This window comes from Oceanobacillus sojae, from assembly GCF_900162665.1.
GTDB classification, from domain to species: Bacteria; Bacillota; Bacilli; order Bacillales; family Amphibacillaceae; genus Oceanobacillus; species Oceanobacillus sojae_A.
The window spans coordinates 160,153-182,165 of record NZ_LT727812.1 but is presented as its reverse complement, the minus strand read 5'-3'; the positions used below and the strand labels follow the sequence as shown (position 1 = coordinate 182,165).

Here is a 22,013-nt window from a genome sequence, read left to right as displayed (position 1 = left end):
AATTAAACGAACACATAAAATGTTATAATTGAATTCTATGCTTCATTTAAATACCCATTTTTAAAACGATACAAGCAGGTTATGTTCATCATTTGAAAATGGTGCATATAGTAATATAAATACTTGTTACGAAGTTAAGAGTAAAAAGGGGGATGCAGTATGCGAATCGAACGAATTTCAACAGATCAGTTTAAAATTTTTCTTACGTTCGATGATCTTATAGAAAGAGGGTTTACCCGGGAGGACTTATGGCATGATGCATCTAATGTTCGTACTCTGTTCAGTGACATGATGTATGAAGCAAGCAGCGAGCTTGGAATGGAATTTGAAGGAATGTTACTTGTACAGGTACATCTTATGCAAGCCCAGGGCATGCATATTTTTGTTACACATCAATATGATGATGTTGATATAGAGTTAGACGACGAATACATCGAGATGAAGGTGACTCTTGACGAAAGCAAAGAGCTGATTTTCTCTTTTGATGATTTTGAAGATGTCATTTCCGTGGCAGGATATTTAACGAATATGAATATCAGGGAATCCAACGTTTATTTTATGGAAAATCGTTATTTTATGCTGTTAGATCCTTATGTGCAAACAGTCAGTCATAAGGAGAATATTATTGGTCTCATGTCTGAATTTGCTCATCCGAGTATTTTAACATCCCACCGGATAAAAGAATATGGAAAAGTAATTTTTGAAAAAGATGCCATATCTAAAATAAATCATTATTTTGCTTCATAAAGTGAAACTTCATCTGGAGAGGGATTATCCCTCTCTAAATGAGGCCACAGGTAAAAAATAGACGGAAGATATAAGTTATTTGATACATCCGGATTTTCCTGCTTGAAGTAATCCATGATATATGATTCATAATCTCTGCTATAACTATATAAATTCAACTTATATAGATAAAAGAGATTGGGAATGCCGGGTAAATATATATAACTCTGTCACTTTAATTTTTATAAATAAGACGTTCATCTCTTTTATTGCATAATCCGTATGAAAGTGTATACTAAACTTGGAGTGAGTAAAACATTGATATAATAGTAGGGGGTAAATATTAATGGTAGCCGATAAAGCAGGAGATACTTCCAAAGAAAATCAAGAGAATACTGATGTGTTAAATTCTACGTTGACTATTGTAGAAACCGCATTAAGCAAACTTGGTTACCCTGAGGAAGTGTTCGATTTACTAAAAGAACCTTTGCGTATGCTTACTGTTCGTATTCCAGTTCGTATGGATGATGGAAAGGTTAAAGTCTTCACAGGTTACAGGTCACAACATAATGACGCTGTCGGTCCAACAAAAGGCGGGATCCGTTTTCACCCTGATGTTACCGAAACCGAAGTGAAAGCACTTTCAATTTGGATGAGCTTAAAAGCTGGAATTGTCGATTTACCATATGGGGGAGCAAAAGGCGGAATCATCTGTGATCCGAGAGAAATGTCCTTTAGAGAGTTGGAAGCTTTAAGCCGCGGATATGTCCGGGCTGTTAGTCAGATTGTTGGTCCAACAAAAGATATTCCTGCTCCAGACGTATTTACAAATTCGCAAATTATGGCTTGGATGATGGATGAGTATAGTAAAATTGATAAATTAAATAACCCCGGTTTCATAACTGGTAAGCCAATCGTTCTTGGCGGTTCTCACGGCAGAGAATCTGCAACAGCCAAAGGAGTAACGATTGCTTTAAATGAAGCAGCGAAAAAGAAAGGAATTGATATCAAGGGAGCCCGTGTTGTTATTCAAGGGTTTGGAAATGCCGGAAGTTTCCTTTCTAAATTTCTTCATGATGCCGGTGCGAAAGTTGTCGCAATTTCTGATGCATATGGAGCATTGCACGACCCGAACGGTTTAGATATTGATTATCTGCTGGATCGCCGTGACAGTTTCGGAACTGTTACGAAGCTTTTTGATAAAACAATTACGAATAAAGAATTATTTGAGCTGGATTGTGATATTATCGTCCCGGCAGCAGTTGAAAATCAAATTACCAGAGATAATGCACATAATATCAAGGCTTCTATTATTGTAGAAGCAGCAAACGGTCCAACAACAATGGAAGCAACAAAAATTCTGACGGATCGAGATATCCTGATTGTTCCTGATGTTCTGGCGTCTGCCGGCGGAGTAACTGTATCCTACTTTGAATGGGTACAAAATAATCAGGGCTTCTATTGGACAGAAGAAGAAATAGACAAAAGATTACATGAAATTATGATTAAGTCATTCAATAGTATATACAATATGGCGAAAACAAGAAAAATTGATATGCGGCTGGCAGCTTATATGATAGGTGTACGGAAAATGGCTGAAGCTTCCCGTTTCAGAGGCTGGGTTTAATTCATTTAACGTTCTAACGGAAACAAATAAAAAACTCTTTTACAGCAAGAGTTTTTTATTTGTTTGTAAGGATAACCTTTTGTATTTGTCATGCCGTCTGCTTCGTTGTACGATAGGTATTGAAATTTTATGCAGGAAACAAGGATAAAAAAAGCGGTTGATTCACTAAACAGCAGCGAATTAGCCGTTTTTCCAAGTGATGGATGAAGGAAGGATTCGAAATGCTAGACGAAAAAATTATTATAATTGGAGCTGGACCATGCGGGATGGCCAGCGCACTAGAGCTTCAAAAGAAGGGTCAAAACCCGTTACTAATCGAAAAAGGAAATGTCGTGCAGACTATCAGCAATTTCCCGACACACCAAACATTTTTCAGTTCAAGTGAGCGTTTAGAAATTGGCGGTGTCCCTTTTATTTCTGAAAATAAAAAACCGGTGCGTAATCAGGCGATGGTCTATTATCGGGAAGTTGCCGAGCGGAATAATCTGCGTGTAAATGCTTTTGAAAAATTAGTATCTCTTGAAAAAGACGGAGAAAAATTTGTCTTGAAAACTGTTAAAAGTAATGGTGATGAGGTAATTTATCGTGCTGAAAAAGTAATTATGGCAACAGGCTATTATGATCAGCCAAACTACCTGGATATCCCGGGAGAAGATCTGCCAAAGGTGACCCATTACTTTAAGGAAGCTCACGAATATTTTAATCAGAAGGTTGCTGTTATCGGCGGTAAAAACTCTTCTGTTGATGCTACACTTGAGCTGTATAAAGCAGGAGCACATGTAACGGTTATTTACCGTGGAGATGTATATTCAGAGAGCATTAAACCTTGGATTTTACCGGAATTTGAATCGCTTGTCCGAAACGGGAAAGTAGATATGGTTTTTGGAGCAGCTGTGACAGAAATAACAGATACACATCTCACGTATCAAAAGGACGGTCAAAAGGTCGCCATTGAAAATGACTTTGTCTTTGCTATGACAGGTTATCGTCCGGATTATCGCTTGTTAAAGCAGGCAGGTGTAAAGATCAACCTCGAAAATGGCAAACCGGTTCATGACGAGAATACCATGGAAACCAATGTGAAAAACTTGTTTATTGCAGGAGTAGTTGCTGCCGGATACGATAATAATAAAGTGTTTATTGAAAATGGCCGTTTTCATGGAGAATTGATTGCTGCATCTATTTTCTCTTCGTAACTCTATTTTTTTGATATCGGGCGGAGGCTTATTTTCCTCCCGCGGCAAAATGCGAATATCAATAGACTGACATACCAAACAAAAAAAGAGGGTAATTACATGAAAAAAGTCTTGATGCTTGCAACAGGTGGCACTATTGCAAGCGATACAAATGAGAAAAGCGGCAAATTAGCTTCTGGTGTCCTGACTGGAGAAGAAATTATTGAAAAATGTGATATACCTGCCGATATCGAGGTGAAGGTTGATTCATTTTTTCAAAAAGCAAGTATGCATTTAAATTTTTCTGATTTAATCAAGATTAAAGAAGAATTAGATAACTATTTAAATACAGATGATTTTGACGGAATTGTTATTACACAGGGGACAGACACATTAGAAGAAGCCTCTTATTTCATGCATCTCATTTCAAATTACAGCATTCCAATTGTATTTACCGGATCACAGCGTTCTCCCCAGGAAGTAGGTACGGACTCTTTTATTAATATTAAGAATGCAATACTTGCAGCCTGCAGTGAGGATTTAAAAGACGTCGGTGTGACTGTTGTGTTCAACGAGCGTATTTTTCACTCCCGTTATGTCCGAAAAGAACATGCTTCTAATATTCAAGGCTTTAACGCTTTTGGTTATGGCTATTTGGGCATTATCGATAATAATAATGTTCGTGTATTCCAAAAGCCGAATTATAGGGAGTATCTGGAATTGAAAAGGGAGCTGCCGGCAGTTGATATTATCAAAGTATACATGGAGGCTGACGGTAAATATATACAAGCAGCAATCAATAGCGGTGTAAAAGGTCTGGTTCTGGAAGGGGTTGGAAGAGGACAAGTATCCCAGGCAATGATGCCTGCAATTAAAGAATGTATCAGACAAGGGATAGCAGTAGTAATTACAACTTCAGCTGTGGAAGGAGAGGTCTATCCTACATACGATTATGAAGGAAGCACTTATGATTTAATGGAGAATGGTGTTCTCCTTGGAAAAGACTATGATAGTAAAAAGGCAAGGATAAAGCTTCTTGTCGGTCTGGCAAGTAACGTGGAACTGGAACATTTATTTGACGTGTAATTTTTAATCGAATAGAGAAGAGGAGTAAGAATTAATGATAGCTGCTCTATCTGCTGGTATCGCCCCTGCTGTAGCTTTTATGGCTTTTATTTATTTACGTGACCGCATCACAGAACCGATTTGGCTTATAGCCCGTATGTTTGTTACGGGAGCTTTAATTGTGCTGCCGATTATGTTTATTCAATATGGTATTCATGCGGAACTGAATAATATCTCGATTACTGTAGAAGCATTTCTGTTCAGTGCTTTTTTGGAAGAGTTTTTTAAGTGGTTTATGTTTATGTTCTTGATTTATCAGCATGATGAGTTCGATAACCACTATGATGGAATCGTATATGCCAGTGCAATCAGCTTAGGATTTGCATCGTTGGAAAATGTATTCTATTTGTTATCAAACGGGATTGAATTTGCATGGATGCGTGCACTATATCCTGTTTCATCTCACGCCCTTTTTGGAATCATTATGGGATATTATTTAGGAAAAGCAAAAATGAATACAAAATATAGAGGAAGATATTTAACCACCGCATTTGTGCTGCCATTTTTGTTACATGGTGTATACAATTACATACTGCTCGGATTAAACCAATTTATTATTATTTTATCAATCTTTTTAGCTGGTGTATGGATTTTTGCAATTTATCGTTTAAAACATGCCAGAACATATGATATCCGTTTTCTCCCTGACAAATTCATAAAGAAATAGATAAAAGCTGACGGACGGTTCGTCAGCTTTTTTGTTGTTTAAAAAGAACAATTATCTATCAGGAATCTGGTTGATTTTAAATGTTTATGAATAAAAAGAAGAATTGCACAAAAAATAGGCTTAGATAAAACGAAACTTCATTCTTAGCGATTTCTTTCTTGGAATGTAAGTGGAGTGAATCAGGAAATCAGCTTATTTATGGACGGTTATCCGTGATTAAAATTTCTCTTTGCTTCATCTTTCTTTGTTCTGCTTTCCAAAAGAATACAGGCTGGCAGTAATGTCAGGAAAGAAAAGCTTAAGAGAAGAAAATGGAGGCATCAATATGAACAGAGTTCACAAACCTATGATTTTTAGCTTAACACTCTTTGTATTCCTATCTGCATTTATTTTCGCTAAGCCGGAACAGACAAGTGCATTTAGTGATCAAGTCATTCAACAGGGTGCAGTTGGGGAGGATGTTATTGAATTACAAGCCAGATTAAAACATATTGGTTTTTATAATGGCAAAATTGACGGTGTATTTGGCTGGGGAACATATTGGGCTTTAAGAAATTTTCAATATGAATTCGGAATGGAGATAGATGGACTTGCCGGGCAGACAACAAAAGATAAGCTCGCGCAGGCAACCGACTATGACAAAGAAAAAGTAAAACAGGAAATGTATGGAACCGGCTCAGCTCCATCAGGAGGAAATAATGGAGGCGGGGAAAGTACACCGGTAAGTTCTACAAATGTCCCGCAAGGATACTCTAATAACGATATTCAGCTGATGGCAAATGCAGTGTATGGGGAAGCCAGAGGAGAACCATATGAAGGTCAGGTAGCTGTAGCAGCAGTTATCCTTAATCGGGTAAACAGTGCGTTATTCCCGGACACCGTGTCTGGTGTTATTTTTGAGCCCAGAGCATTTACAGCAGTTGCAGATGGACAAATATGGCTTGAGCCGAATGAACAGGCGAGAGAAGCTGTGCTTGATGCCATCAATGGCTGGGACCCTTCAGGAAATGCACTTTACTATTTTAATCCGGATACGGCAACTTCAGGCTGGATTTGGACAAGACCGCAAATTAAAACAATTGGAAAGCATATATTCTGCAGTTAGAAAGGTGTGAAAATAAATGTATCGATGGATTACAATTTCATTGTTGACGGTAGCACTTATTTCCGTATCCATTTGGGGCTACCATTCAAATAAACAAAAAAATGATTTATATGTTCAGGCAGAGAATGAGTATCAAAGGTCCTTCCATGAGCTCACATACAATATGGATGTGTTAAATGATCAAATAGGAACATCCTTGGCAATGAATTCACCAGACAAATTATCACCGCAGTTTGTTGATATTTGGCGGATCAGTTCAAATGCGCATGCAAATACTGGACAGCTGCCAATGGGGTTATTGCCAATTCATAAAACGGAGGAGTTTCTATCAGAATTGGGAGATTTCACGTATCAGACTGCCGTTCGCGATTTGGATGATGATCCATTAACAGATGAAGAAACAGAACAATTGGAAAAATTTTATAAACAATCAGGAGAGATAAGAGATGAGCTTAGAGAAGCACAGCATCTTTCCCTGAGCAACGGATCAAAATGGCTGGATGTAGAACAGGCTCTATTAAATACAGATGGTGAAAAAGATAATGATATGGTTAATAGCTTTCAGTCGGTAGAAGACTCTTTCAACAGCTCCACAGAAGAGACGACCGAAGAAAGTACGACCAGTACAGACACAGAAGAACATTCTTATAAAAATGTAACTGGTAACGATCTAACGGAAGAAGAGGCAGTGAAGAAAGCTGAAAAGATTTTTGGCAAGGAAGATGGTACTGATTGGACAGTTACGAAATCTGGCGATGGAGCACTAACACCTATGTACAGCATTTCGTATGATGAAAATGGAGAACGTGGCTACGCAGATTTAACAGTGAAGGGCGGGCATCCGCTTAATTTATTAATTTCCAGAGAAATAGGCGGGAAACAATTAAGTTTGAATGAAGGATTTGAAATCGCATCCGATTACCTTTCGGAGCTTGGATTTGATGAAATGCAGCTTTTCCAAAGCAGTGAATATGACCAGGTCGGTATTTACTCCTTCGTATATGAAGATGACGGTGTCCGGGTTTTCTCTGATGCCGTAGAGGTAAAAGTAGCTTTGGATAACGGAGATATTACCGGGCTGACAGCAAACAATTACTTTAAAAATCATGTTGAACGCGACATTCCGGATCCTGCTATTTCTGAAAAAGAAGCCCGCGATGCAGTAAACCAAAACGTGACTATACAAGAAAATCATCTGGCGATTATTGATGATAATCAAGGAGAAGAAATTCTTACTTATGAGTTCCTGGGAACAAGAGATGATGCAACTTACCGGATATTTATTAACGCTGAAACCGGAGCCGAAGAAAAAATTGAAAAAATGACAGATGCTGAAATTAATTACAACTCTATTGTTTAAAATAAAAATGAAGTCCCGACGAAATAAATAGAAAAGCTGCCTTCGAAAATCAGATAATTATCTGATTTTCGAAGGCAATTTGCATTAGCAGCATTTGCAACGTGATAAATAAATTCGGAATATGTTATGATTATATTGTATAGAACTCGCTTGGCAAAAGTCAGGCTTTTTAATGGCAGGAGTGAAAATAATGGAAAGTATTTCAATTGCAATCGACGGACCGGCGGCAGCTGGAAAGAGTACCGTTGCAAAGCAGATTGCAAAAAGGTTAGGGATTATTTATATTGACACAGGAGCGATGTATAGAGCACTTACTTTTCAGGTGCTTCAAGAGAATATTGATCCTGAAGATGAAAAGGCAGTAATGGAAATTTTAAATAAGATTGATATTCGGCTAGTTCAACAGGAAGACGGTCAGCATGTATTGATTGATGACAGGGATGTAACGGAAGTAATCCGGTATCCGGATGTTACTGCATCGGTTTCCGCAATTGCAAAGCATCCGGCAGTACGGAAAAATATGGTGTCAGCCCAGCAGGACCTTGCAAAGGACCACAGCGTTGTGATGGATGGGCGTGATATAGGTTCTCAGGTATTACCTGATGCTGACGTAAAAATATTTCTTATTGCTTCTGTAGCTGAACGGGCAAAACGACGCTTTGAGGAAAATAAACAAAAGGGCATACCCGCTGACTTACATACACTGGAAAAAGAAATAGAGACACGGGACGAACTTGATTCCACTCGTGAAACATCTCCATTGGTAAAAGCAGAGGATGCCATTGAACTGGATACTACTTCCCTATCCATTGATGATGTTACTGAAAAAATTCTCGAAATATGCCAGCCGTTTATTAAAAAACTCGGTATTCGCTAAGCCGACAGGTAAATAATTAAGCTGCGTTTTCATTGGCTGGGATGCTTATCATTTCCATTTGCTAAAGAAAGTGTGTCAAGAATCAGGGGGTGTATCTCCATGCTGTATAATTTTGCTAAATTTATTTTTACTATTCTTTTTTATCCGGTGTACCGGATGAAAGTGACAGGAAAGCATCATATACCAAAAAAAGGACCGGTCATTATTTGTACCAATCATACTTCTAATCTTGATCCTCCTGTAGTAGGAACAACAGCATCCAGAACGGTCCACTTTATGGCGAAGGAAGAGCTTTTTAACGGGAAGTTTTTAGGCGGTCTATTAAGAAGAGTGCATGCTTTTCCTGTCAAAAGAGGGCTGGCAGACCGGAATGCTTTAAGAGGAGGATTGAAGATTTTAGAAGAGGGAGAAACGCTTGGTTTATTTCCGGAGGGAACAAGAAGCAAGGATGGCAAGCCGGGAAACCCTTTGCCGGGAGTCGGATTTTTTGCTCTCCGGTCTAAAGCGGAAGTCGTTCCTTGTGTTATAATCAGTGAATATAAATTATTTCGTCGTACGAAGGTTATTTACGGAAAACCAATGGATGTAGAGTCATTTCGAAAAAATAAAGCTTCTGCAAAAGAAATGTCAGAGGGAATTATGGAAGAAATCAGAAATTTATACGAAATTCATAAAAATTAATTGACTTTACTTGACAAATAAAACTAATTATTAGAAGTTATAAGTAGAGTAAATGAATAATCTTTTTTCTATTCGATTGTTTGAATAGGTGAACTGTAACTAGGAGGCTAAGGATATGAGTGAAGAAAATAAAGACCTTCATGTATTAGAAGTTGGTGCAACGGTGACGGGGACAGTTGTAAAATTAGAAGAAAAACAAGTTCTTGTTGATATCGGATATAAAACAGAGGGAATTTTACCGATAAGCGAACTTTCTACACTTCATGTAGAATCCACAACTGACGTGTTATCAGAAGGGGAAGAAGTGACTTTAAAGGTAAAGAAGATTGATGATGATGAAGTTGTGTTATCGAAAAAAGCTGTAGATGCAGAACAGTCATGGGAAGAATTGGAAAGAAAATATGAGCAGGGAGAAGCTTTCGAAACAACAGTAAAAGAAGTTGTTAAAGGTGGACTTGTTGTTGATGTAGGAGTACGCGGTTTTATTCCGGCATCATTAGTTGAAACATATTACGTGGAAGATTTCAGTGATTATCTGGACCGTACATTAAAAGTTAGAATTACGGATATTGACCGGACACAGAACCGTGTCATTTTATCTCATCGGGCTATTGTAGAAGATGAGGAAAAAGATCGAAAAGAAAAGGTTCTGCAATCATTAAATCCCGGTGATGTGATTGAAGGGGTCGTACAACGGATTACAAATTTCGGTGTATTTGTTGATTTAGGCGGAGTCGATGGGCTTGTCCATATCTCACAATTAGCACATGAACATGTTGAAAAGGCCTCAGATGTTGTTTCTGAAGGAGATAAAATTAAAGTAGAAGTTATTTCTGTAGATTTAGACAGTGAGCGTATCTCTTTATCTCATAAAAATACGCTGCCTGGACCTTGGGCCGAAGTAAGTGAAAAAATTAAACCGGGTTCAACGGCAGAAGGTGTTGTAAAGAGATTAGTCAGCTTTGGCGCTTTTGTTGAACTGCTTCCTGGCGTTGAAGGACTTGTTCATATTTCCCAAATCGCTAACCGCCATATCGGCACACCGCAGGAAGTGCTTGAAATTGGACAGAATGTTACGGTTAAAGTATTGGATGTCAATGAAGAAGAGCAGCGTATATCTCTAAGCATTAAAGAGCTGGAGCAGGAACAAGAGGAAAAGGAATACAAGCAATATGAAAAATCTGATGATCAGCCAGGCTTCCAATTAGGTGATGTAATTGGCGATCAATTGGACAAATATAAACGATAATGGAAATGATTAAAAGCTGTACATGCCTATGTACAGCTTTTTTCTGTGGATTTTTTTCTAATAATCTGTTGAAACAAAGCCATACTAACACATAAGAAAAAGAGGTGGTTTGTATGGGAATTGAATCTTACTTACAGGCAATTTTATTTGGAGTTGTTGCAGGGACACTGGCCAGATTAATTACACTACGAAGTGATTACAGGCAGTATCCCACTTATCTGCATGGCAGAATTATTCACTTATCATTAGGGTTTATTGCTGCATCACTCGGAGCTTTGGCTATTCCTGCATTACTGGAAATGGAATTTACAGCTGTAACCTTCTTGACAGTAGCAGCAACGCAATTTAGAGACGTGCGAAATATGGAAAGAAATACGCTGACCGAGCTTGATCAATTTGAGTTGGTACCCAGAGGGAGTACATACATTGAAGGGATTGCGATTTCTTTTGAAGGAAGGAATTATCTTGTCATGTTTGCAGCCTTTCTGACAACGCTTGCTTATATTACGTGGGGATGGTTTCCTTCCACTGTTGTTGGTGTATTAACAATTATTGCGGCGCTTAGCTTTATGAGCGGTTCTGCATTAAGGGACATTGTCGAAATCGAAGAATCGGATATCTCCTTTGATGGAGCCGGCCTGTATGTCGATAATATTTATATCATGAATATCGGGATTGAAGAGAGGCAGGAAGAGATTTTAAAGTATGGAATGGGTTTTATTCTAAAGCCAAAAAACATAAATGTGATCACTACGATAAGTAACCTTGGCCAGCAGCAGGCCATTTTACATGATGTTTCTGCTACATTAGGTGTTTATAAAGATTCTGGAACACCTGCATTAACACCTTTGATAAAACGTGACTTAGATGATGGCAGACTGGGAGTTTTTATTTTGCCGCTTATCCGCGATCCGGAACTGACTAAAAAAGTAATCGGCTCCGTACCTGTATTAGAAAATGCGATTAAAATGCCTACCGAAGCCACATTTCTAAAAGGAGGTAAAAAGTAAATGATTGTCGAAAAAGCGATTTTAGCTATCATTACTACAAAAGAAGAGCAAGTTAGCGGAGGAGCACCTATTTTTATCTGCACGTCAAATGAAGAGCTTCAATTATTTTCAACGAATCTGGAAGCGATTATGGATGGTATTGCCCATCGTTTAAGTGATGATGTCTATATTATCGTAAAACACTAATCATACTGCTGCCTCTCAACAGAGCTGAAAGGCGTGTAAATTACCATTCACACGAATGGATCAAACGAAGTCTTGTCAGGAGATAATACGAGCAAGGACTTGTTTGTAACACGTTCTTGTTACATTTATACGTTCAACTTATCTGGAAGAGAATTTTTAAAATGATTGCTAACCTGGGATCTTTATTCCGTGGTTTTTTTACATCCTCCAGCTGAATAGGGCACAAAGGCTAAGTTCGTAACGTCTCTGTGTTCTGCATCCTGCAGACCCAAACCAATCAGAGAATTACTATGCATTGACTCCTGCTTGGAACATTCATTTTTTCTCTATTTGTGAAGCGGAAGTCTTGCAGCCGGTAATCTTGTGATAAATTTCGTTGTGGAACTTCCCTACTTTTGCTAGAATAAAGACTGAGATGCAGTTAGAGAGAGTATGCTGCATTGCATAACCTGCTGATATATTAGAAGGAATTTTGAAAAAGAGAGGATGTTCCTTACGTGAGGAAATCTGTAGTAGCGATTGTTGGGAGACCAAATGTTGGTAAATCAACTATCTTTAATCGATTAGTTGGAGAAAGAATTTCCATTGTGGAAGATACACCTGGTGTTACCCGCGATCGTATTTATTCTAAAGCCGAATGGTTAAATCAAACATTTAACATAATTGATACTGGCGGTATTGAAATGGTCGATGAGCCATTATTAAATCAAATGAGACAGCAGGCTGAAATTGCTATTGATGAAGCGGATGTCATTATTTTTATGCTTAACGGCAGAGAAGGCATTACAGCAGCCGATGAAGAGGTTGCGAAGCTTTTATTTAAATCAAATAAACCTGTTGTTTTAGCCGTTAATAAAATGGACAACCCGGATATGCATGAAATGATTTATGAATTTTATGCTTTAGGATTTGGACAGCCATTCCCTATTTCCGGTACACATGGTCTTGGGCTCGGAGACATGCTCGATGAGGTTGTAAATCATTTTCCAAGTAATGAAGAGGACGAAAAAGATGATGATACCATTTACTTCAGCTTAATCGGCCGCCCAAATGTAGGGAAATCATCTCTTGTAAATGCTTTATTAAATGAAAACCGTGTCATCGTAAGTGAAATAGAAGGAACGACAAGAGATGCTATCGATACAAAATTACGCAAAGATGACCAGGATTTTGTAATTATTGATACAGCCGGAATGCGTAAACGCGGTAAGGTTTATGAAAGCACAGAGAAATATAGCGTTCTGAGGGCATTACGGGCAATTGAACGCTCTGATGTGGTTCTGGTATTGATTGACGCGGAAACAGGCATCAGAGAGCAGGATAAGAAGATTGCCGGGTATGCCCATGAAGCAGGACGTGCAATTGTTATCGTAGTAAATAAATGGGATACCGTTGACAGTGATGAAAAAGCAATGAAGGATTTTGAAACAAAAATACGGGCACATTTTCAATATTTAGATTATGCACCAATTGTGTTTTTGTCTGCGAAAACAAAAAAACGGCTTCATACATTAATCCCGATGGTTCAATTGGCAAGTGAAAATCATGCAAAGCGTGTCCAGACAAATGTCCTTAATGATGTCATTATGGATGCAATCGCCATGAATCCGACACCAACGCTTAAAGGAAGAAGGCTGAAAGTGTTATATGCTACACAGGTAGCCGTTAAACCACCTAGTTTTGTGGTTTTTGTAAATGATCCGGAGCTAATGCACTTTTCTTATGAAAGATTTTTAGAAAATAAAATAAGGGATGCCTTTGATTTTACAGGAACTCCAATAAAATTATTTGCACGCAGAAGACAATAAAGGGGAGATATGATATGACTAAAATTGCGGTACTTGGTGCAGGAAGCTGGGGAACAGCACTTGCTATTGTTTTAGCTGATAATGGACACGAGGTGCGTTTGTGGGCACATCGGAAAGAGCATGCAGATGAAATAAATCAAACACATCGAAATGAAAGATATCTGGACGTAGATATCCCTAAAACCATTAAGGCGTTTAATAATATGGAGGAAGCTGTTAAAGACGCAGAGGCAATTATTGTTGTTGTACCAACAAAGGCCATTCGCGAAGTATGTCAGCAGCTGAAAAATTATATTTCTCCAAGTACACAGATTATTCATGCTACAAAGGGAATTGAGCCTGGTACGCTAAAACGTGTATCAGAAATGATTTCTGAGGAGATGCCAGATTTTCCATATGAGAATATTGTTGTTTTATCCGGACCGAGTCATGCCGAAGAAGTAGCTCTTCGTCATCCGACAACAGTTGCTGTATCAGCTGTCAATCTGGACAGAGCTCGTCATGCCCAGGATTTATTTAACAGTGAGAATTTACGCGTTTATACAAGTGATGATATTTTGGGAATCGAAGTAGGCGGAGCGCTGAAAAACATCATTGCTCTGGGAGCCGGTATTTCAGATGGTCTCGGCTATGGAGATAATGCGAAAGCAGCTCTGATTACACGCGGCTTAGCGGAAATTGCCCGTCTTGGTACATCGCTGGGCGCAAATCCTTTAAGTTTCCTTGGACTGTCCGGTGTAGGTGATTTAATTGTTACCTGTACAAGCGTTCACAGCAGAAACTGGAGAGCTGGAAACCTGCTGGGAAAAGGAAACAGCTTAGATCAGGTCTTAGAAGAGATGGGAATGGTTGTAGAAGGAGTCCGGACTGTTAAAGCAGCCCACCAGTTTGCAAAAGAACAGGGCGTTGAAATGCCGATCACCCAGGGGATTTATCAAATACTTTTTGAAGATAAGAATCCCAAAGATGTTGTAGATGAACTAATGAGCCGGAATAAACGTCAGGAAATAGATGATATCAGCGGTGTCTTAATAGAACGTTACTCGGATAAATAACACATAAATTTACTTCTTGCATATAATGTGACGAATGAACTGCAAGGAGGAAATGATGTGAATAATTTTCAAAAAGGTATGTTTGATAAAATTCAAAAGAACACAAACATCCGTCCTGAGGAAGTCTATAAAGTAGCTGATTCAGTAAAGAACGCGAATTTTTCTGATGAAAAAACTGTTCGTAATCTCGTGCGGCAGCTTTCGCAGATGGCTAACAAACCCCTTTCAAAGGAAAAAGAAGATAAAATTGTACAATCCATTGTCAAAAATAAAATGCCTGGAGATGTCAACACTCTAAATAATATGTTTAAAAAATAGCATTTTATAGGCAATTGAGGATACAGATTTACAAGATAATGCATAAGATAAATCGCACCAGCATTCAAGGAATAGAGTTGCTGAGGATTTTATTTAGTCAACCTATGGTGAAGATGCCCCCTTTGCCATAGGTTTTTACATGTATAGGAAAAGCGCTTTTTAAAGGTGTATTTCCGAACGCTCTGATAATTACTTTTAATGTTCAACGTTTCGTCAGTTATCAAGAGGCACATCAATCAGGAGTTATGTTATAATAACACCTGTTAAAATGTATTTTGAGTGAAATAGGGGTGAAGGTTTTGTCGATATCCATGTTAATGATGTATATATCCTTTGTCGGGATGTTTTTATTAATCTTAGCGATGGGCTTGATTGTTTGGAGCAGAACGAGGCTGCGGGGATGGTTTAGCGGTATTATTACATTTTTAGCTTATTTATGTCTCGTAGGTGGAGCTTTGATTATTTTATACGTTACATTTAGTGGACCAACAAGATAGGAAAAGGAGTCTCATTATGAAATATACATATTTACTTGCAATGCCTTTCATTTTTCTACTTTTAAGCGGCTGCATGTATCCTCAAAGTGAACGGTCAGAAAACCAGATTCCAAATGAAGAGCAGTTAGCTATTGTACAGCAGGCAGTTGAGACTTACAGAGAAGAAGAAGGCGGTTTAGTACCGATACAGACGAAAGACAGTGATACACATATTTTTGAAAAGTATTTAATCGATTTTAAACAGATGCTGGAAAAAGGCTATCTGTCTGAAATACCTGGAAATTCCTTTGAACAGGGCGGTATATATCAATATACAATTATTGACCCGGAAGAAGATTTGCTTGTCCGGCTTATTGATTTGCAAACGACAGAGAAGATACGGAGTGTCAATGTCCGATTAGACGTATACAGACAGGAACATACTTATCCGGCATATGGAGAGAAAATAACAGATCAGCTATATACAGTGGACTATGAAAAGCTCGGCTTAGATAAAGAACCGACTGTAAAAAGTCCCTTCTCCCAAGCGGATTTGCCAATTATTATGGACTTAAATGGAAATTTGTATATTGATTATTCTTATGATCTGAATCAGGCCTTGGAAGAGAATGATAACGATTATAAAGAGGGCGATGATATCCGTTATCTTTTAGTGGAGAATTCTCCGTTTGTCCCTGCATATTCACAGCCATATACAGTAAAAGAAGGGCAAGCCGTGTTTATGGAAGGAGAATAAATAGTGAAGCCATACAGTTTATTATAGACTGTATGGCTTTTTATACGCTGAAAAAAGTTATATACGAAAATAGAATAAAAAGATGCCTCCCTCATATACATGAGATATAAGGTTTGTTTTAAAGTGCAGCTTTTCTAAATAAAGTCCCTGGCTTTTTAGGAGGCTTTTAGAAAATGAAACTTTACATTACTTCATCTAATTCTGATGGACATATGATAAAAATATGTGAAACTTAGTCATAAACTAATAGGACAACGTCATAGACTGTTAGTGTCCAACTATTACGGGTGATGTATATCAAAGTACGGAGATCGGGAGGGGATCTTTTGGAAAAAACAGATATTTTTAAGGATATATCGAAACGTACAAATGGCGACATATATCTTGGAATCGTCGGAGCAGTCCGTACAGGAAAGTCCACCTTTATTAAGAAATTCATGGAGTTAGTTGTACTTCCTAATATTGAAAGTGAAAGCGAAAGAGCGAGAGCGCACGATGAATTACCACAAAGTGCTGCCGGGAAAACGATTATGACAACAGAACCGAAGTTTGTTCCAAATCAGGCTGTTCAAGTGAATGTAGAGGATGGGTTAGAGGTCAATGTACGCCTCGTTGACTGCGTCGGATACGCTGTAGAGGGGGCAAAAGGGTTTGAGGATGAAAACGGCCCGCGTATGATTCATACGCCATGGTATGAGGATCCTATCCCATTTCATGATGCAGCAGAAATCGGAACCCGTAAAGTCATTCAGGAGCATTCCACGATTGGAGTTGTAGTGACAACAGACGGCACCATCGGAGAAATAGCCAGAGAAGACTATATTGAAGCAGAGACAAGGGTGATAGAGGAATTAAAAGAAGTTGGCAAGCCATTTATTATGGTTATTAATTCAACAGACCCGCATAGTCAAAAAACTGCCCTGCTCCGGGAAGAACTGACGGAGCAGCATGATATCCCTGTGTTAGCGATGAGTGTAGAAACAATGACAGAGCTTGATGTTTATAGTGTACTGCGGGAGGCTTTATTTGAATTTCCAGTACTTGAAGTAAATGTGAATCTGCCAAGCTGGGTAATGGTTTTAAAAGAAGATCACTGGCTGCGTCAAAATTATCAGGAAGCCATTCAAGATACGGTAAAAGACATCAAACGATTACGTGACGTTGACCATATCGTCGGTCATTTCAGGGATTTTGAATATATTGAAGGGGCGAACCTGGCAGGAATGGAAATGGGCGAGGGCATCGCTGAAATTGATTTACATGCGCCTGATCAATTATATGACCATGTGCTAAAAGAAATTGTAGGCGAAGAAATCCGGGGCAAGGATCATTTATTGGAGCTGATGCAGGACTTTGCCTATGCGAAAAGAGAATATGATCAAGTTTCAGGAGCATTACAGATGGTAAAACAAACCGGCTATGGAATTGCAGCACCAACTCTGGAAGACATGCAGCTGGATGAGCCGGAAATCATCCGTCAGGGGTCGAGGTTCGGTGTTCGGTTAAAAGCGGTCGCACCGTCTATCCATATGATTCGTGTCGAGGTAGAATCTGAATTCTCCCCAATTATTGGGACAGAGAAGCAAAGTGAAGAATTGGTCCGCTATCTGATGCAGGATTTTGAAGAAGATCCATTATCTATCTGGGAGTCTGATATTTTCGGCAGATCGCTCAGCTCTATTGTCAGAGAGGGGATTCAGGCCAAAATTTCTCTTATGCCGGAAAATGCAAGATATAAATTAAAAGATACTCTAGAAAGAATCATCAACGAAGGATCAGGCGGTTTAATCGCCATTATACTTTAAGCAGCTAAATCTATAGCTGCTTATTTTTTTGTGAAGAAAACCATCTGGTTAAAAAAAGAGGTTACTGCCTGAGAGATATCCACACCAACGTTTTTTGAAGAGCATCTATTTTCAGCCTCTCTTTTACACTTTCTTCACATAAAAAAATTTTTTTACCGCGAACGGCAAAAAAAACTTGTAAATACCGTATAGATTTATGGAAAGGTGACAATGCTTGTTTAATAAGAGTTTAGCCTATTTCTCTTAAGAAAAAGGAAATTTTATGTAAAATCTCAATAAATTCTAGAAAAATCGATAGTTTTTGTTGAATTTTATCTCAAACTCGTTTATTATAAGCCTTGTCATCACATATTAGGGTGACTTTAACAAAACAAGACCATGAATAGACAGACAAACTAGTCTATTTGTCTAATGAACATCCTGGGAGGAGGTGAATGTCATGAATAAAACAGATTTAGTAAATGCTGTGGCTGAAAAAAGCGATCTTTCTAAAAAGGACGCAACAAAAGCTGTGGATGCAGTATTTGATGCAGTCATGGATTCACTAAAAAATGGTGAAAAAGTACAATTAATCGGTTTTGGTAACTTTGAAGTTCGTGAACGTTCTGCACGTAAAGGACGTAATCCACAAACAGGAGAAGAAATCGAAATTCCTGCAAGCAAAGTTCCTGCTTTCAAACCAGGTAAAGCTCTTAAGGATAGTGTAAAATAATATTTTACATATCCGGAGTGTACAAAAGAGAGGAGCACGTTCTTGAACGTGCTCCTCTCCTTTATTTATGAACAAAAAAATTATTTCTTAAAATAGAATTTAAACCAATAGAGATTTACATATTAAGGAGGAGTAATTTATGAATGAACAGAACTTCAAAGCAGATTATTTTGTTATCAAAGCATTAGAAGATGGCGTACATGTTATCGGGCTGACCCGCGGAAGCAATACAAAGTTCCATCACTCTGAAAAACTGGATGAGGGTGAAATTATGATTGCTCAATTCACAGAACATACATCTGCTATTAAAGTTCGCGGCAAAGCACTTATCCAGACAAGCCATGGAGAAATGGAAAATTAATAAAACGAAACTTTATTCCCCGAGTGCTTTACAGAGTGATTAATTTCCTCATCAAAAACGTTCATCATAAGTGAATATATCGAGTGGAATGAGCCGGGTTCTGCCGGTAATTCTCTGCCTCGTTATTTATTCTTTTTGATAGAGTGACAAGATTCGTTATAGATTATTCCATTTATCACCTTGCCAAAATGCTTGAAATATCCACTCTTACAAAGCATACTGTTCTTTGGCTTTAAAGATATTATCTTCTGAAATAAGAGATTTTTATTATTTTTGAACAGGTCAATAACAGAATGAATTCTTTCGTTTTTATAAAATGTAAAATGTGCTATAATAGCTAGAGCAATGGAAAGGCTGAAAGGATCCGGGTGATAGTGGTGACTACATTTATGACAACAGATAAAGGTTATAGAAAAATACTGGAAAATAAATTGTATGACTCATACATTTATAAACATATACGTTATCCAGTTATTGATGAAGAAAAGTGGAAATTATTACTATTTCTCGTTGAACAGCATAACGCTTTAACTCCTGTACAGCGTGAAAAGTATATTATTTCAACAATGCTTGTTCAAATTGCCCTGGATACACATGATTTTGTCCCAATTAAACAAAAGGCTGATACAGAAAGTGAAATGGTTAAAAAGCAGCTGCAGGTTCTTTCAGGAGATTACTACAGTGGATTATATTATTTACTGCTCGCTGAAGCAGGAGAAATCCAGTTTATCCAGATACTGGCGAACGCCATCCGGGAAATAAATGAACTGAAAGTTACTTTATATTATGAGGAGCAACTACCGCTTGAAACCTGGCTGAATATAAAAATGAAACTGAATGCTTCCCTGCTTGTGCATGTTGCCAAACATTTGTACAATCCTGAATTAGAATCGATTATTCAAAATTGGCTTATGTATCGCCGAATGGACATGGAAGAAGCAAATTATGGACGGTCGTTATTACTTACAGAGTGGGAAGCACGTAATGATCATGCAGCTTCCATACCTTTAATAGACGGGAAATTAATCCGGAACTACGAAAAAGCGGTATATAGTGCTATTTCTAACCTGTCCGGTTCAAATTTGTTCATGGAGCAATTTATTCATTCCCAGGAAACGAATGAAATAAGAACGTCAAGACTTTAAAAGGAAGTGTAATTAATTATGAGCTATTCATCAAAAGAAGAGCGTGTCCATCATGTGTTTGAAAAAATATATGAAAACTACGACTCGATGAATTCGGTGATTTCATTTAAACAGCATACGTTATGGCGTAATGATGTCATGAAACGGATGCATGTTTCACCGGGAGACAGTGCGTTGGATGTATGCTGCGGTACAGGAGACTGGTCTATTTCCTTAGCAAAGGCTGTCGGAGCTGACGGGAAGGTAATTGGACTCGATTTCAGTGAAAACATGCTGTCTATCGCAAAAGAAAAAGGAGAAAAAGAGCAGCTAAATAAGATTGAATGGATACATGGCAATGCAATGGAGCTTCCTTTTGAAGATAATCAATTTGATTATGTAACTATCGGATTCGGCTTACGCAATGTTCCTGATTATATGACGGTGTTAAAAGAAATGTACCGTGTTGTAAAACCGGGCGGAATGGTTGTCTGTCTGGAAACATCACAGCCTACATTGATTGGCTACAGGCAATTATATTATTTTTATTTCCAATTTATCATGCCTTTATTAGGGAAAATTATTGCGAAAAGCTATCAGGAATATTCCTGGCTGCAGGAATCTGCGAAAGACTTTCCTGATAAGGATCAGCTGAAGCAAATGTTCTTTGATGCAGGCTTCAAGTTTGTTGATGTTAAGACTTATGCCGGTGGTGGTGCTGCCATGCACATTGGACATAAATCTTAAAAACAAAATGAATTTACTAGTAAAATAAGGTGACTTACATGAAACTACCAAAGATTTATGGCTTTTTAACGAAAGATATGGATTCTATAGAGAAAACACTACAGAAGAGCATTCAGGCTGAACATCCCGTACTTCGAGACGCTTCTACGGCATTATTGAAAGCAGGAGGGAAACGTATTCGTCCTGTTTTTGTTTTGCTTTCGTGCCATTTAGGCAATTATGATTTCGAGAAGATACAAAAAGTTGCTGTGACATTAGAACTTATTCACATGGCAACGCTTGTCCATGATGATGTCATTGATGAAGCAGAGCTCCGCCGCGGAAAACCGACAACTGCTTCCCAATATGGAAATCGAATCGCTATGTATACGGGAGATTTTATTCTTGCAAGGGCTTTGGAAGAAATAACAAAAATAAAAGATCCAAGAATACATACTTTATTATCAAAAACGCTCATAGAAGTATCTGTCGGGGAGATTGAGCAAATAGAATTTAAATATCAGTGGAATCAGAACTTCCGCGATTACCTTCGCCGTATAAAGAGAAAGACTGCTGTGTTAATTGCATGCAGCTGTAAATTAGGTGCATTAGTTGGCGGACTAAGTGAACAGGATGCTAATAAATTGTACCGTTATGGTTATAATGTAGGTATGTCTTATCAAATTATTGATGATATTCTTGATTTCACCTCCACTGCAAAAGAACTGGGCAAGCCTGCAGGAAATGATTTGTTACAAGGTAATATTACACTTCCGGTTCTATATGCCATGGAAAATAAGGAATTAAGAGAACAATTTACGACATTGATAAACAGCAACCAGGACATTGAGCCTAAAGCGATGCAAAAACTGATCAGTTCTTTGAAAAATACGGATGCAATTAAAAAAAGCTATGCAGTAAGCGATCTGTATTTACAAAAGGCATTGAAATCTTTAGATGGCATGCAAGCATCCAGAGCAAAGAAAAGCTTACAGGATATTGCGACATTTATCGGAAAAAGGCGTTCCTAGCAAAAATAGATATTGTTATTTACCAGGGAATTTGTTACTATTTTAGAGGTTA

Annotated in this window: 23 protein-coding genes; all 23 read left to right on the top strand. The window is 38.1% G+C overall.

The features are described 5' to 3' along the window. Positions 1-159: 159 nt before the first annotated feature. The 23 genes from BN1068_RS11805 (at position 160) to hepT (ending at position 21,961) form a co-directional block, all read left to right on the top strand. The gene (locus tag BN1068_RS11805) at positions 160-747 is read left to right on the top strand and encodes a genetic competence negative regulator (RefSeq protein ID WP_077603055.1); all 588 of its coding nucleotides are present in this window, start codon (positions 160-162) and stop codon (positions 745-747) included. A gap of 325 nt (positions 748-1,072) precedes the next feature. Further along, positions 1,073-2,353 (top strand): Glu/Leu/Phe/Val family dehydrogenase, encoded by a 1,281-nt coding sequence (locus BN1068_RS11800; protein ID WP_077603054.1) that lies wholly within the window; start codon positions 1,073-1,075, stop codon positions 2,351-2,353. Positions 2,354-2,574: 221 nt separating this feature from the next. Then, complete coding sequence (locus tag BN1068_RS11795) at positions 2,575-3,549, top strand: YpdA family putative bacillithiol disulfide reductase (protein ID WP_077603053.1); 975 nt, start codon at positions 2,575-2,577, stop codon at positions 3,547-3,549. Between the two features lie 99 nt (positions 3,550-3,648). Continuing rightward, complete coding sequence (locus BN1068_RS11790) at positions 3,649-4,614, top strand: asparaginase (RefSeq protein WP_077603052.1); 966 nt, start codon at positions 3,649-3,651, stop codon at positions 4,612-4,614. A 34-nt stretch (positions 4,615-4,648) separates the two neighbouring features. Further along, positions 4,649-5,320 (top strand): glutamic-type intramembrane protease PrsW, encoded by a 672-nt coding sequence (prsW, locus tag BN1068_RS11785; RefSeq protein WP_077603051.1) that lies wholly within the window; start codon positions 4,649-4,651, stop codon positions 5,318-5,320. Between the two features lie 346 nt (positions 5,321-5,666). After that, positions 5,667-6,425 (top strand): spore cortex-lytic enzyme, encoded by a 759-nt coding sequence (gene sleB, locus BN1068_RS11780; RefSeq protein ID WP_397334291.1) that lies wholly within the window; start codon positions 5,667-5,669, stop codon positions 6,423-6,425. 16 nt (positions 6,426-6,441) lie between these two features. Beyond that, positions 6,442-7,785, top strand: coding sequence for a germination protein YpeB (ypeB, locus tag BN1068_RS11775; RefSeq protein ID WP_077603049.1), 1,344 nt, complete (start codon positions 6,442-6,444; stop codon positions 7,783-7,785). A gap of 187 nt (positions 7,786-7,972) precedes the next feature. Then, entirely contained in the window at positions 7,973-8,662 is a 690-nt protein-coding gene (cmk, locus tag BN1068_RS11770; RefSeq protein ID WP_077604061.1) for a (d)CMP kinase, read from the top strand. Positions 8,663-8,761: 99 nt separating this feature from the next. Then, positions 8,762-9,343 (top strand): lysophospholipid acyltransferase family protein, encoded by a 582-nt coding sequence (locus BN1068_RS11765; protein WP_077603048.1) that lies wholly within the window; start codon positions 8,762-8,764, stop codon positions 9,341-9,343. Positions 9,344-9,458: 115 nt separating this feature from the next. Beyond that, positions 9,459-10,592, top strand: coding sequence for a 30S ribosomal protein S1 (rpsA, locus tag BN1068_RS11760; RefSeq protein WP_077603047.1), 1,134 nt, complete (start codon positions 9,459-9,461; stop codon positions 10,590-10,592). Between the two features lie 113 nt (positions 10,593-10,705). Then, positions 10,706-11,602: a YIEGIA family protein gene (locus BN1068_RS11755; RefSeq protein ID WP_077603046.1), complete on the top strand. Its 897-nt coding sequence runs from the start codon at positions 10,706-10,708 to the stop codon at positions 11,600-11,602. Beyond that, positions 11,603-11,788: a capping complex subunit for YIEGIA gene (locus tag BN1068_RS11750; RefSeq protein ID WP_077603045.1), complete on the top strand. Its 186-nt coding sequence runs from the start codon at positions 11,603-11,605 to the stop codon at positions 11,786-11,788. 497 nt (positions 11,789-12,285) lie between these two features. Next, the gene (gene der / locus BN1068_RS11745) at positions 12,286-13,596 is read left to right on the top strand and encodes a ribosome biogenesis GTPase Der (RefSeq protein ID WP_077603044.1); all 1,311 of its coding nucleotides are present in this window, start codon (positions 12,286-12,288) and stop codon (positions 13,594-13,596) included. 14 nt (positions 13,597-13,610) lie between these two features. Beyond that, entirely contained in the window at positions 13,611-14,651 is a 1,041-nt protein-coding gene (locus BN1068_RS11740; protein WP_077603043.1) for an NAD(P)H-dependent glycerol-3-phosphate dehydrogenase, read from the top strand. 57 nt (positions 14,652-14,708) lie between these two features. Then, entirely contained in the window at positions 14,709-14,969 is a 261-nt protein-coding gene (locus BN1068_RS11735) for a stage VI sporulation protein F (protein WP_077603042.1), read from the top strand. A gap of 299 nt (positions 14,970-15,268) precedes the next feature. Further along, positions 15,269-15,466 carry a DUF2768 domain-containing protein gene (locus BN1068_RS11730; protein WP_077603041.1) on the top strand — a complete coding sequence of 66 codons (198 nt, stop codon included), beginning with the start codon at positions 15,269-15,271 and terminating at the stop codon, positions 15,464-15,466. Positions 15,467-15,482: 16 nt separating this feature from the next. Continuing rightward, positions 15,483-16,202 carry a hypothetical protein gene (locus tag BN1068_RS11725; RefSeq protein WP_077603040.1) on the top strand — a complete coding sequence of 240 codons (720 nt, stop codon included), beginning with the start codon at positions 15,483-15,485 and terminating at the stop codon, positions 16,200-16,202. Between the two features lie 326 nt (positions 16,203-16,528). After that, complete coding sequence (gene spoIVA / locus BN1068_RS11720) at positions 16,529-18,007, top strand: stage IV sporulation protein A (RefSeq protein ID WP_077603039.1); 1,479 nt, start codon at positions 16,529-16,531, stop codon at positions 18,005-18,007. A gap of 439 nt (positions 18,008-18,446) precedes the next feature. Continuing rightward, entirely contained in the window at positions 18,447-18,719 is a 273-nt protein-coding gene (locus tag BN1068_RS11715; protein WP_040981409.1) for an HU family DNA-binding protein, read from the top strand. 139 nt (positions 18,720-18,858) lie between these two features. After that, the gene (gene mtrB / locus BN1068_RS11710) at positions 18,859-19,080 is read left to right on the top strand and encodes a trp RNA-binding attenuation protein MtrB (RefSeq protein ID WP_077603038.1); all 222 of its coding nucleotides are present in this window, start codon (positions 18,859-18,861) and stop codon (positions 19,078-19,080) included. 389 nt (positions 19,081-19,469) lie between these two features. Next, positions 19,470-20,225 carry a heptaprenyl diphosphate synthase component 1 gene (locus tag BN1068_RS11705; RefSeq protein WP_254846766.1) on the top strand — a complete coding sequence of 252 codons (756 nt, stop codon included), beginning with the start codon at positions 19,470-19,472 and terminating at the stop codon, positions 20,223-20,225. Positions 20,226-20,243: 18 nt separating this feature from the next. Next, complete coding sequence (gene menG, locus BN1068_RS11700; RefSeq protein WP_077603037.1) at positions 20,244-20,951, top strand: demethylmenaquinone methyltransferase; 708 nt, start codon at positions 20,244-20,246, stop codon at positions 20,949-20,951. Positions 20,952-20,989: 38 nt separating this feature from the next. Then, positions 20,990-21,961: a heptaprenyl diphosphate synthase component II gene (gene hepT / locus BN1068_RS11695; RefSeq protein WP_077603036.1), complete on the top strand. Its 972-nt coding sequence runs from the start codon at positions 20,990-20,992 to the stop codon at positions 21,959-21,961. Positions 21,962-22,013 lie beyond the last annotated feature (52 nt).